The following is a 12,698-nucleotide window of genomic DNA, read 5'->3' as shown; positions in this document are numbered from 1 at the left end:
ATGAACACTCAAATTAATCGTGACCAATTTCTTGCAGGTCGTAAAAAAGGTATTGGTGGCTCAGACGTTGCTGCAATCCTTGGCTTTAGTCCGTACAAATCTCCGTATCAATTGTGGTTAGACAAAACAGGTCGTAGTGAGCGTAAAGAATCACAGAATGAATCTGCTCATTTCGGTAATTTGCTTGAAGACGTTGTTGCTAAAGAGTTCTCTCGTCGTGCAGGTGTAAAAGTTCAACGTGTTACTCAGCAGTTATTCTTAGAGGAACATCCTTGGGCACTTGGCAACATTGATCGAGCAGTTATCAACCCTGATATGGCTGGCAATGTGCGCTTTAAAAATGGTGCATTAACAACAGACCGATTGCTTGAATGTAAAACTGCATCTGAGTACATGAGTAAGCTTTTCGGTGAAGAAGGCTCTGATCAAGTTCCTGATTACTACCTTACCCAATGTTTATGGTATCTGCTGATTACTGGATGCAAAGTTATTGATCTTGCCGTTCTCATTGGGGGCAATAAATTCCGTATGTATCGCATTGAACGTGATGAAGATTTAATTTCTTCGATCTTCGATCAAGTTAAAGCTTTTTGGTTCAATCATGTTCTTGCAGACATACCACCTGATCCAACTTGTTTTGATGATGTTTTACATCGTTGGTCCAAGCATCTCACCGGTAAACAAGTTGAAGCTACTTTTGAACAACTCAAATTAGGTGAAGAACTCATTTCAGTCCAAGGTCGTCAAAAAGCAGATAAAGCTCGTGAAGATGAAATCAAGCTACAGCTTGTTACCTCTATGCAAGATGCTGAAATGATGATTAGCCAAGGCAAAACCTTATTCACATACAAAGAGCAATCCTCTACTCGTATCGACAGTACGCTATTGAAAAAAGAACAAGCTGAAATCGCAGAACTGTACAGCAAAGTATCAAGTACACGTGTTTTCCGCATTTCAACAAAATTTAAAGAATCAGTTTAAGGAATTTATTATGAACGCATTAACAACTCCACAAAATGGTCAAATCGCACAACACCTAACAGCTTTTGACATCATGATGAATCCTGAAATCATGGATCGTTTTGAACGTATAGCTAATGTTATGGCTTCCTCAAAATTTGCTGTACCAAAGCATCTACAAGGTAATACTGGAGATTGCTTAGCAATCATTATGCAGTCAGCACAGTGGCAAATGGACCCATTCGCAGTTGCTCAAAAAACACATCAAATTAACGGTGTATTGGGTTATGAAGCGCAACTTGTGAATGCTGTTATTACGAATCGAGCACCAATTACAGGCCGCTTACAGTTTGAGTGGTATGGCGACTGGAACAAAATCAATGGCAAAGATGATAAGTCATGGGATAAGGGCGTAAAAGTATGGGCAACTTTGAAGGGGGAAACAACGGCACGTGAAATTAATATATCAATGGGCCAAGTAGGTACAGTCCGAAATTCACCGCTTTGGGTAAGTGATCCACGCCAACAACTTGCATACCTTGCGATTAAACGCTGGTCACGCCTATATACACCTGACGTAATTTTAGGTGTTTACACTCCCGATGAAGTTATGGAACGTGAAGAACTTGATGTCACTCCTGTCACATCACAAATTAAAAAACACCAAGGTGCATCAGGCTTAAAAGCACAAATGGCAGAACGTGCGGAAGTCGAAGAAGGTACTGTTATTGATATGACTCCTGCATTTGACACAGCAACTTTAAATGCAAAAATCACAGCCACTGAGACATTGGAGGAATTGAAAGCACTTGTAGCAACATTTCCAACCGACTTAGGTGAACCGGCACAAACTGATATTAAAAACACCTACGGATGGCAAAAATTCTACCTGCAGTTAATTACAGATCTTGAAGCAGTCTCTGATGTAGAAGCGATCAATACCATTATGGGTACAAGATTTGAACCACAAAGCTCAAATCTTAGTGATGCTCAGATCGACAACATCAATTCAATTTACGAACGCAAAGCTGCTGAACTAACAGCTTAACCATGGCATGTGGTGCCCTCACGCATGAGGGTACCAATCGTGAGATAAAAATATGAATCCAACGATTGAACAACAACATGCCATTAATATGGCTGTTCAAGGAAATTCTTGTAAAGTGACTGCTTACGCTGGTGCTGGTAAGACTTCTACCCTTAAATTGATTGGTGATGCAAAACGTAACCAATACGGCATGTACTTGGCATTTAACAAAGCCATTGCAACTGAAGCGCAGTCTAAATTTAACCAAAATGTGAAATGCAAAACCTTTCATAGCCTTGCTTTTAACTCAGTACCACGTTGGCTAACCAACAAATTAAAAAACCGTCGTTTAATGTCAAACCAATTGGCTTCACGTTACGATCTTGAGTCATTCAAAGTACCTGTTGCACTCGTTCAACAACGTGGTGAGGAAGATAAAGCTCGATTGTTTAGCTCAAAACATATGGCAACAGCAATGATGAACACAGTAGGTTACTTCTGCCGTTCAAACCACAATGAAATTCAATTTGCACATGCTTATGCGGCACTGCCAGTTTGGATGGATGATACGCAACGTGCAGAGCTTGCCAATATTCTTCTACCAAAAGCCTATGATTATTGGATGGATATACTTAATCCTACTGGTATTAACCGTTTGGAACACGACCATTACCTAAAATATTGGGCATTAAGCAATCCAATCATCAATGCTGATTTCATCTTATTTGATGAAGCACAAGATGCAGATCCAATCATGCTCAATGTTTTAAGCAAACAACCAACTCAAGTAATTTATGTCGGTGATCGTCACCAGCAAATTTATGCTTTCCGTGGTGCAGTCAATGCCATGCAATCCCTAGATATTACTGAAACACGTTTAAGCCAATCATTCCGCTTTGGTCAAAACATTGCTGATCTTGCCAATAAAATTTTATTTAACGTCCTTGATGAAGAAATTCCATTACGCGGTTTTGAACGAATCGAGTCCCAAGTTGGTGAAGTTGACGATATGGTTGCTGATGCATTTATTTATCGTACCAATGCGTCTGCCCTTTCCAATATGGTTGAGTTAGTAAAACTTGGACGTGAACCACGTCTTGAAGTTGATACAAGCTCCCTGATCAAAAATATTGAGGATGCCAAAAAACTTAAAGCAGGTATCAAATTAAATGACGGCAGTATTTTTGAAGGCTTTAGCGATTGGAAAGAAGCCGTTGAACATGCCGAAGAAGTCAAAGGCAATGACTTAAAACCACTCATCAGCTTAATTGAAAAAGTGGGTGAAAATGTCTTGATTGAAGCATTGTTAAAAAGTAGTTCATCCGATTATGACTGCATTATCACCACAGCACATAAATCAAAAGGCTTGGAATTTAACAAAGTTAAACTTGGTGGTGATTTTTTCTATAAAGAAGCTACTGAACCAGGTGTACCTCTTATTTCAGAAGATGAAGCTCGCCTTTTATATGTTGCTGCTACACGTGCCAAAAAACAGTTAGATATTACGGCATTAAATCCACTGTTTAAAAAGATTGGATATAACACCAAAGCAGAGGTAAATGCCTTATGCGTTCAGTAGTTAAACAGAAAAATCTCTTAGGCTTCAAAATCTGGTTAGAAAAATTGGATTATGAGGTAAAGCAGTTAGATGGTGGTTTTGTGGCACGAGCAAAAAGTCGAGAAGCACAACGAGCATATAAAAATTCACATCATTATGTTCGTGTTGGCTCAGACCTTTCAGGTAATCAAGCAGCCTACGAACTTGGGGCTGAATATGAAAACCACCTTCGAGCACCGGAACAGACTTGCACAGCAATAGCAGAAAAAGAAATTCTGCATATCGTTAAAGGTGAACCACATGGAATGGGTCTTTTTATTGCTTGAAATGATGATTGTTGTAAACGGTACATTGATTATTAACTTTGAATTATGGTGGTTGTGATGGATATGCTGAAAGAAAAAGATCGCGACTTACTTCAGGCTATTTTTAATGAAATGCAAGTTTTAAAAAAAACTTTTACACAGCAAAATGAAAGACGTATAGGTCGTGCTGAGTTTGCAAAATTATTAAATATTGAACCAGAAACTTTGGATGCCAGAATTAGAGATGGTCGTTATACAAAACCACATAAAGATGGTCGAAAGAGTTATTGGCTCAACTCTTATGTTCAGTCTGTAGTTTTAGATATTTAATTTAGCCACAAAACCACCATCTAGGTGGTTTTTTTGTGAGTAATATTTTTGTGAGTAACATTGTGAGTAACTTTATTTTTTACAACTGAATTTAGCAGATAAAAAACAGGTTATTCATCCAAAATATCAACAAATGCTGCACCTAAAACATCGGATAAATCTTGTGGTTTTAATCCAACATCCAAGCCACGCTTGCCACCACTCACATACATTTTATTTAATGTTGCTGCAGAGGCATCAATCACTGTTTTTAAACGCTTTTTCTGTCCTATTGGACTAATACCACCAACTAAATAGCCTGTTAAACGCTCGGCAACTTTAGGATCAGCCATATGTAACTTCTTACAGCCAAATGCACTCGCAACTTTCTTTAAATTCAGTTGATAATTCACAGGAAGGATTGCAACAAAGTAATTTTTATCATCCGTGACCATCAATGTTTTGAACACTTCTTCAACGTTTAAACCTAATTTTTCTGCAGCTTCTAAACCAAAGCTTTTTGCATTGACATCATGTTCATATTCATGAATTGAGAAATCAATTTTATTCGATTTTAAAACTTTACATGCTGGCGTCATTGCTCGATCTAGTTCTGAAAATTTAAAGATAATGAATTATATGACTTTTCTAATAAAGTTGAAATTAGCTTCTGTTGTTTTCAGACTCATTATTTAACACTTGTAAAATATTGACAAAACTGCTTAAAATCTCATCAAATACCTTATTTTAATAGAACAATGCCATCCATTTATCAATTAAAACCAGCCTTTCAAAACTTACTCCGCCCATTTGTTCGTATGCTATTTAACTTTGGGATAACAGCAAACCAAGTCACTTTATTGGCAATGTTTATTTCGATTGGCTTGAGCTATTTCCTTTATAGCTATTATTTAACGCATCCTATTTCATGGCTCTTGCTATTATTTCCCTTGTGGATGTTAGTACGTATGGCGTTTAACGCTATTGATGGCATGTTGGCTCGAGAATTTAAACAACAATCTAATTTAGGTGCTTTTTATAATGAATTATCTGATGTTATTTCCGATACAGCATTATATTTATGCTTAATTGCTTTTGGTTTTATCCATGCGCAATTACTTTTATTGATCACATTTTTGGCCATTCTCTGTGAATATACAGGTGTTATGGCACCGCTGATTGGTCAGGAGCGTCGCTATGATGGCCCAATGGGAAAAAGTGACCGAGCTTTTTGGTTCAGCTTAATTACTGTGATTATTGTGATATTTCCCATTTTTAGTACAAATTTGCAATTTTTGAGTTGGATCTGTAATGGCATACTCAGCTTCATTGGCGTACTGCTTGCTTTAACCGTATATAACCGAATTAAAAATAGTTTAAAGACAACCTCATAAATCAGTATTTATCTTTAGAGTAAATTATTATGTATAACAATAGTCAGCATACCTTTAGCAGCCATGATGGAACTAAGCTGTTCTATCAACATTGGGCAACCAGTACACCCGCCGAAACAAAGAAAGCGATTATTTTATTTCACCGTGGTCATGAACACTCTGGACGTATGGCACATTTGGTCAAAGAACTGAATTTACCTGACTTTGATTTCTTTGCTTGGGATGCTCGTGGTCATGGTGACTCTCCAGGCGAACGTGGTGATGCAACAAGTTTTTCTGCTTGTGTGAAAGATATTCAATATTTTGCACAACATATCGAACAGAATTACGACATCATTCCACAAAATATTGCAGTGGTTGCACAAAGCGTAGGTGCTGTACTTGCTGCAACTTGGGTGCATGATTATGCCCCCAAAATTCGTGCACTGTGTTTAGCCTCACCTGCTTTTGATATTAAGCTCTATGTACCTTTTGCCGAACCGAGCTTAAGAATCATGGAAAAAGTTCGTGGTAATTTCTTTATTCAAAGTTATGTCAAAGCCAAAATGCTCACGCATGATGAAGAACGTGCACAGAGCTATGATACAGACCCTAAAATTGCCAAAGCGATTTCTGTACGAATGTTACTGGGACTTTATGATGCATCTAAACGTATTGTTGCAGATTCTCAGAATATCTTTGTGCCAACACAGGTTTTATGTTCTGGGTCAGATTTTGTGGTATTCCAAAAACCGCAACGTGATTTTTATCAAAAACTTCCACATCCGAAAAAAGAATTTCATGTTTTAGATGGCTTCTTTCATGACACTTTAGGTGAAAAAGATCGTCATATTGCTACGGAAAAAATTCGTCGCTTTATTCAACAATGTTTTGCTGTTGATTATCAAGCACCTGATGTCTTAAATGCTGATAAAATTGGGATCAGCTGTGCCATTGCAGAGGACCTGAGTTCACCATTACCCAGTAAATCGATTAAAAGTACTTTTTGGGAAATGACCAAGAAGAATTTGAAAATTGGTAGCCATTTATCCGCAGGTTTAAAAATTGGTGAAGATACAGGTTATGACTCTGGCAGTACGCTAGATTTTGTATATCGTAATCAAACTGAAAGCGCTAATCCGATTGGGAAAATCATTGACCGACAGTATTTGAATGCAATTGGTTGGCGTGGTATTCGAGTACGTAAACAGAATATTGAGCAACTTGTTCAAAAATATGCCGAAGTTCTCGTTAAAAAACGTAAACCCCTCAGAATTATGGACATTGCATCGGGTCACGGACGCTATATTCTAGATGCTGTCGAACAACTCCCTAAACGTCCTGATTCGATCCTATTACGTGATTATAGTGATATCAATGTACAAGCTGGGCAAAAGATGATTGCTGAACGTAATCTAAGTGAAATTGCCGAGTTTGTTCAAGCAGATGCTTTTGATACACAGTCATTAGCATCTGTTAAGCCAAAACCAACTTTAGCTGTGGTTTCAGGTTTATATGAATTATTTAGTGATAATGACTTGCTACGTCAATCACTTGAAGGTTTAAGCAAAGCTATTCTTAAAGATGGCTATTTAATCTATACAGGTCAAATTTGGCATCCACAACAAGAGTTTATTGCTCGTGCACTCACATCGCATCGTGAAGGTGATGCATGGGTAATGCGTTTACGCTCACAAGCGGAAATGGACGCTTTAGTTGAAGCAGCAGGCTTTAAAAAAGTGGATCAATGTATTGATGATTTTGGGATTTTTACTGTATCTGTGGCACAAAAGCTTTAGTATCATTTTATTGAATGGCTGACTGTGTTAATAGATTACAACTATGTCACCTATTTAAAATATTGAAAAATATAAAAGAATAATCATTGGATGTTTTATGCAAACACTCAACAAAGAAACAGGTACATGGAAATGGGGAATTCTCTGCTTAGTTTTTCTTGCACCTTTTTTCTTTCTGACTTACGGATTTGCCAATAACTATGCGTCTGGACTCAGCAATGTTCCAAGCATTGTTTATGCATGGGAAAAGTATATTCCGCTTTGGCCGTGGACAATTGTGCCCTATTGGTCGATAGACTTATTCTATGGATTATCATTATTGCTCTGTTGGAGTAATTTTGAACTTAAACAACAAGCTCTGAGGTTGTTTACAGCTCAACTCATTTCAGTCAGTTGCTTCTTACTTTTTCCACTAAAATTCAGCGTAGACCGTCCTGAATTACAGGGTGTTTTTGGGCATTTATTTGACTTGTTAATGGGTTTTGATAAACCATTTAATCAAGCGCCGTCTCTACATATTGTGCTTTTGGTCATTCTGTGGGATTTCTATCGTCGTCATACGAATGGTGCATGGAAATATTTAGTTGATTTTTGGTCATTTTTGATTGGATTATCTGTCCTCACCACATGGCAACATCATTTTATAGATATTCCAACAGGTTTATTGGCTGGTGCTTTCTGTCTTTGGTTATTTCCGATTCAAGCCAAATCACCATTTAAAAAAGATGGCTTACAAGTTCTAACACCAAAGCATTTTAAATTAGGTACTTATTATCTAGTTGGGGCAGCCTTACTCTGTCTGCCTGCAATCTGGTTAAAAAGCTCATTTCTATGGTTGCTTTACCCCGCTTTTAGCCTATTCATGGTGTCACTTGCCTATTTCACAGTACGACCACATTTTTTTCAAAAACAGAATAATGGCGATTTAAGCATTGCTACAAAAATGCTATTTGCGCCTTACTTGATTTTTGCATGGTTCAATAGCCGATTTTGGACAAGAAATCAACCTAAGGACTCTCTTATTTTAAAACTGAGTAATATCACTATATTTCTCGGACGAATACCATCTACAAATAATACAAAACAATATCAAGGGCTTTTTGATTGTGTTGCTGAGCTACCGGTACATTGTCAAAACCATTATCAACAATATTCAAGTTTAGATTTAATTCCTTTACAGGTAAATCAACTAGATCAAGCAGTTACAGCATTTAATCGACTCTTAGATGTAATACCGCATCACGAATCTAACCCAAAAGTTCTGATTTTTTGCGCTTTAGGCTATTCCAGAAGTAGCGCAATTTTAGCGGCATGGTTAATTCAACAAAATCATGCAACGAATGCAGAGCAAGCAATTGAAATCATTCGGCAAGCTCGTCCGTGGGTGGTACTTAAACAGCCTCAAATTCAACATATCCAAGCTTATCAATTCAAACTTAAAGGATTAGCACCATGAAAATGAATTTTTACGTGGTGGCTAAACTTTTATCTGCAACCAATGGATTATTATTTTCAGGCTATGTCGCTTTTGCACTATCGATTATGGCAATCTTACTGAAAGGTTGGCAATCTGTTGATTTTTTAATATTTATAGCAATCACATTGTTGCTTATCATCGTTCATCATTATCTATCGTTAAGAATAAAATTCGACGCACAACTAATTGAAATGATTGCACAAGAATCTGCAAAACAACCATTGGAAGAACTCACTCAGCAATTTGATCAAATCCTATTCAATCTGAAATTAATGCCAGAATCTAAAATGGGTCGGAATTGGTCATTGCGTTTTACAGGTTGTTTCCGATTGTTTAAATTGCAAATTGCTTTATTATTCATACAATATTTTGTTTTAATTAGTTTAATTTATAAGTTATTAGCAGCATAAGTTCTTTTCGACAATGAACCTTATGTGTTAATAACAATGCGATTAAAATCATCAATAAAAATTGGCGTATAGAATGAATCAACTACCAACTGATGCTAAAAAAAACAGACCAATAGAAGAAACTCAAGGGAATATTGCCTCAAGTTCAATTGCCCGTTTTATTGCTTTTTTAACCCGCCGTGGCGCACGTTTGCTCACAGGTGCTCGTAGTTTATGGATTGGTTGCGAGCCAATCCCGAAACAACGTATTTACTATGCCAATCATAATAGCCATATCGACTTTATTCTATTGTGGTCTTCTCTGCCAAAAATAATGCGCAGACAAACCAAGCCCGTCGCTGCTTCGGATTATTGGTTAAAAGATGGTTTTCGACAATTTTTAATTAAAGATACTTTCAATGGTGTGACCATTCAGCGAAATCGTGAAGACCAAACTGACCCGTTACAACCAGTCAAAGATGCACTTGCTCAAGGCTACTCGATTATATTCTTTCCCGAAGGTACTCGGAATTTAAACGATGATATCGATCTACTGCCTTTTAAAAGTGGCTTATACAATTTACATCAACAATTTCCTGAAATTGAAATTGTCCCTGTTTGGATTTCAAACCTGAAACGTGTCATGCCAAAAGGTGCATTTATTCCCTTACCACTTCTTTCGACAGTGTGTTTTGGTTGCCCTTTAAAACAACATTTAGAAATGGATAAAACTGCATTCATTGATTATGCACATCAACAATTATTAGAACTAAAAGAGGTTGAAAATCAATGATTTTAGATAATCTAGATAAAACTTATCTTTTATTTGGCATTTTTGCTGGAATACTCATCTTTGCATCCAGTGTTGGATTTATTCTAAAACAACGTGCAGGAATAAAACCCTCATCTGTGATTGATAATCTAAACGCACGTATCAATGCATGGTGGGTTATGCTCATCGTGATTGGCGCTGCGATTTTATTGGGTAAAACTGCATTTATTATCTTATTTGGTATTATTTCCCTATTTGCACTGCGGGAATTTGTCAGTTTACTACCGACGAGACGTGGTGATTATTTCCCTTTACTTATTGCATTCTATTTTGTTATTCCCTATCAATATTATTTAGTCTACACCGATTGGTATGGCTTATATTCTATTTTCATACCGCTTTATGTTTTTTTATTGATTCCAATTGCCAGTTTAAAACAAGAAGATACCACTCATTTTCTAGAACGCAGCTCAAAAATTCAATGGGGCTTAATGGTTTCTGTGTTCTGTATTTCCCATGTACCAGCTTTGTTAAATTTAAAATTGCCTGAATTTAAAGGTGAACCAATTTGGTTAGCCATTTGGTTGATTATGGTGGTTCAAGCATCCGATGTATTGCAATATGTCTGTGGCAAATTATTTGGAAAACATAAAGTTGCCCCTGTGTTATCTCCATCGAAAACCGTAGAGGGCTTATTGGGCGGTATTATTTTAGCAACAGCGTTGGGGGTTGCAATGACTTGGTTGACTCCATTTACATATTTTCAAGCAGCGTGTATTGGTTTAACGGTTTGTATTTTCGGATTCTTTGGTGGCTTAGTCATGTCTGCGATTAAACGTGATCGTGGTGTAAAAGATTGGGGGCAACTGATTCATGGTCATGGCGGAATGCTCGATCGGATTGACTCAATTTGCTTTTCTGCACCCATTTTCTTTCATATTTTAAGATATTGGTGGAGTTAAAGTACTTTAATTGATGACTCTCAATAATATTTAATTCAATAATTGTTCAGGTCGATAAGCTAATTTCACACATTAAAAAACCCGCTTTAAAAGCGGGTTTAGGACGTCATCAATCATGAAATTGATGATTAAAACTTTAAGTATATTTAGACCAGGGAAAATCAAATAACATAATGTCTTAATGCCACTATTATTTCTTATTTTGAAAAGTTTACCTTATCATTTCCTGCCAAATTCATGTCATTTTCTGACAATTCACATTTTCAGCTAGCTTTTCAATTGACCTTACTGCCACAAAATACTTGGCTCGTCATCCCAGATTTTTCAAGGCTTTGATTCTGACGGTCTAAAAAATTTATGGCAATTTTTGACATAATATTGACTGTATCTAACTGAATATTTTCATTCGAAATTGTCAATATGCCTTGATACGCTTCTAAACGAGAACAAAAAGCTTTGCGTTGTTCAGCAGCATTAGCTTTAGAATCAGGCTCATCTAAAATTGCTTTCGTGGCATTCACTTGGTCAGTATATGATTGAATACGTTGATTATATTCATTTTGAGTCAGTTGTTGCTTAGGCAACTCTGCATAACTCTGTATACTGTAAAATATAATCAACATTCCAAGTATCTGTTTTTGAATCATATTAACTGTCCAACTGTGATTTATGACCATAAACTCAGATACTATCTGCCTTCCAAACATCTTCATATTCATCAGCATCAATCATAAATCTAAAGCCTTCTTCTAGTGACAAATAAGGAATCGCATCTGGAAAAACTTCTTCAAGTTCTTTGACTGTGATAATGTCAAAAAAATCTTCACCATCTTCCAATTCTCCCCCATAGATAAACCATGACACATTGTCTGCATCTGGCTTTTTGCGCAATCCAACGATGGGTTCTTTATTCAGCGTCTGCTTGGCAACTGCCACCAAGTCAGTTTCATTGACTTTAATGTATTTAGAATCAAACTCTTCACAGACTAATTTCTGCTCTTCTACAAAATCTTGCAACATGGGTCTTTCCGATCAATTAGATTTAAAAAGATTGTAAGCTGACATCTACTTAATCTCAATCAATCCGACCAAAGTATCTGTTAATGATGACTTGTTTTTGCTAAACTTGATTAAGTTACAAATTCAAAATGAATAATTTATGGATAATTCGACTCAAATATCACCTATTTTATCTGCTTTTGTTCAACCGTCTGAAGCTATTGCAATTCGACCGTGGATTAAAGCAAAGATAAAGCATGAGTTTATTTCTATAACCAATCTTCATCGTGTTCAAACTTATACCAAATTACAAATTCCCTATCCATTGGAAACTGTCGCAGCTGGCTTTCCCTCGCCAGCTCAAGATTATGTTGAAAAAAGAATCGATTTAAATACGTATCTCATTCACAATCCACTGGCGACATTCATATTAAAAGTCAATTCATTGTCAATGAAAAATGCAGGGATCGAAATTGGTGATGAAATTTTAATTGATCGCAGTATAGATGCAGCACATGGTGATATTGTTCTTGCTTTGCTTAATAATGAATTTACCGTCAAACGCTTTATACAACAAAAATCTGCTACTGGGATTGATCAAAAATGGCTAAAAGCAGAAAATCCTGATTTTCCAAATATTTACCCATCTGGTGAAGAACAAATTATCATTTGGGGTGTCGTCACCTGCATTCTGAAACGATTAAAATAAATAAGCGTAGTTTCTACTACTCTATCATTTAAATACATGAGCTAAAAACTGATATTTTC

15 protein-coding genes are annotated in these 12,698 nt (G+C 36.6%); 12 read left to right on the top strand and 3 right to left on the bottom strand.

What is annotated here, in order from left to right:
- The 5 genes from ACG94X_RS02275 (at position 1) to ACG94X_RS02255 (ending at position 4,180) form a co-directional block, all read left to right on the top strand.
- The gene (locus ACG94X_RS02275; protein ID WP_419382110.1) at positions 1-981 is read left to right on the top strand and encodes a YqaJ viral recombinase family nuclease; all 981 of its coding nucleotides are present in this window, start codon (positions 1-3) and stop codon (positions 979-981) included.
- A 10-nt stretch (positions 982-991) separates the two neighbouring features.
- The gene (locus ACG94X_RS02270; protein ID WP_419382109.1) at positions 992-2,008 is read left to right on the top strand and encodes a RecT family recombinase; all 1,017 of its coding nucleotides are present in this window, start codon (positions 992-994) and stop codon (positions 2,006-2,008) included.
- Positions 2,009-2,060: 52 nt separating this feature from the next.
- The gene (locus ACG94X_RS02265) at positions 2,061-3,566 is read left to right on the top strand and encodes a UvrD-helicase domain-containing protein (RefSeq protein ID WP_419382108.1); all 1,506 of its coding nucleotides are present in this window, start codon (positions 2,061-2,063) and stop codon (positions 3,564-3,566) included.
- Positions 3,554-3,871 (top strand): hypothetical protein, encoded by a 318-nt coding sequence (locus ACG94X_RS02260; protein ID WP_419382107.1) that lies wholly within the window; start codon positions 3,554-3,556, stop codon positions 3,869-3,871. Before ACG94X_RS02265 ends, ACG94X_RS02260 begins: the two co-directional genes overlap by 13 nt.
- Before the next feature lie 111 nt (positions 3,872-3,982).
- Positions 3,983-4,180, top strand: coding sequence for a hypothetical protein (locus tag ACG94X_RS02255; protein WP_419382310.1), 198 nt, complete (start codon positions 3,983-3,985; stop codon positions 4,178-4,180).
- Between the two features lie 110 nt (positions 4,181-4,290).
- Here ACG94X_RS02255 and ybaK read toward each other — a convergent pair whose 3' ends face one another.
- Positions 4,291-4,758 carry a Cys-tRNA(Pro) deacylase gene (ybaK, locus tag ACG94X_RS02250; RefSeq protein ID WP_419382106.1) on the bottom strand — a complete coding sequence of 156 codons (468 nt, stop codon included), beginning with the start codon at positions 4,756-4,758 and terminating at the stop codon, positions 4,291-4,293.
- 159 nt (positions 4,759-4,917) lie between these two features.
- On the opposite strand from ybaK, the gene ACG94X_RS02245 reads away from it, so the two are divergent.
- The 6 genes from ACG94X_RS02245 to ACG94X_RS02220 all read left to right on the top strand — a co-directional run bounded on the left by ACG94X_RS02245 (position 4,918) and on the right by ACG94X_RS02220 (position 10,931).
- Entirely contained in the window at positions 4,918-5,553 is a 636-nt protein-coding gene (locus ACG94X_RS02245; RefSeq protein WP_419382105.1) for a CDP-alcohol phosphatidyltransferase family protein, read from the top strand.
- A 29-nt stretch (positions 5,554-5,582) separates the two neighbouring features.
- On the top strand, positions 5,583-7,331 hold the full coding sequence (locus ACG94X_RS02240) for a bifunctional alpha/beta hydrolase/class I SAM-dependent methyltransferase (RefSeq protein WP_419382104.1): 1,749 nt from the start codon (positions 5,583-5,585) through the stop codon (positions 7,329-7,331).
- A 97-nt stretch (positions 7,332-7,428) separates the two neighbouring features.
- Positions 7,429-8,787 (top strand): phosphatase PAP2/dual specificity phosphatase family protein, encoded by a 1,359-nt coding sequence (locus tag ACG94X_RS02235; protein ID WP_419382103.1) that lies wholly within the window; start codon positions 7,429-7,431, stop codon positions 8,785-8,787.
- On the top strand, positions 8,784-9,218 hold the full coding sequence (locus ACG94X_RS02230) for a hypothetical protein (protein WP_419382102.1): 435 nt from the start codon (positions 8,784-8,786) through the stop codon (positions 9,216-9,218). Before ACG94X_RS02235 ends, ACG94X_RS02230 begins: the two co-directional genes overlap by 4 nt.
- 73 nt (positions 9,219-9,291) lie before the next feature.
- Complete coding sequence (locus tag ACG94X_RS02225; protein WP_419382101.1) at positions 9,292-9,990, top strand: lysophospholipid acyltransferase family protein; 699 nt, start codon at positions 9,292-9,294, stop codon at positions 9,988-9,990.
- Positions 9,987-10,931, top strand: a complete 945-nt coding sequence (locus ACG94X_RS02220; RefSeq protein ID WP_419382100.1) for a phosphatidate cytidylyltransferase — start codon at positions 9,987-9,989, stop codon at positions 10,929-10,931. Before ACG94X_RS02225 ends, ACG94X_RS02220 begins: the two co-directional genes overlap by 4 nt.
- 275 nt (positions 10,932-11,206) lie before the next feature.
- Here the strand turns inward: ACG94X_RS02220 and ACG94X_RS02215 are convergent, their stop codons facing one another.
- Together ACG94X_RS02215 and ACG94X_RS02210 are read right to left on the bottom strand one after the other, a co-directional pair.
- Complete coding sequence (locus ACG94X_RS02215) at positions 11,207-11,578, bottom strand: hypothetical protein (protein ID WP_419382099.1); 372 nt, start codon at positions 11,576-11,578, stop codon at positions 11,207-11,209.
- Positions 11,579-11,612: 34 nt separating this feature from the next.
- Positions 11,613-11,951, bottom strand: coding sequence for an immunity protein Imm33 domain-containing protein (locus ACG94X_RS02210; RefSeq protein ID WP_419382098.1), 339 nt, complete (start codon positions 11,949-11,951; stop codon positions 11,613-11,615).
- Positions 11,952-12,090: 139 nt separating this feature from the next.
- Between ACG94X_RS02210 and ACG94X_RS02205 the strand changes: the two genes are divergently transcribed.
- On the top strand, positions 12,091-12,639 hold the full coding sequence (locus ACG94X_RS02205; RefSeq protein WP_419382097.1) for a LexA family protein: 549 nt from the start codon (positions 12,091-12,093) through the stop codon (positions 12,637-12,639).
- Positions 12,640-12,698: the final 59 nt, after the last annotated feature.

It is taken from the genome of Acinetobacter psychrotolerans, assembly GCF_048552595.1.
Taxonomy (GTDB): Bacteria; Pseudomonadota; Gammaproteobacteria; order Pseudomonadales; family Moraxellaceae; genus Acinetobacter.
The sequence above is the reverse complement of the archived record's forward strand: the minus strand, read 5'-3'. Positions and strand labels throughout refer to the sequence as shown.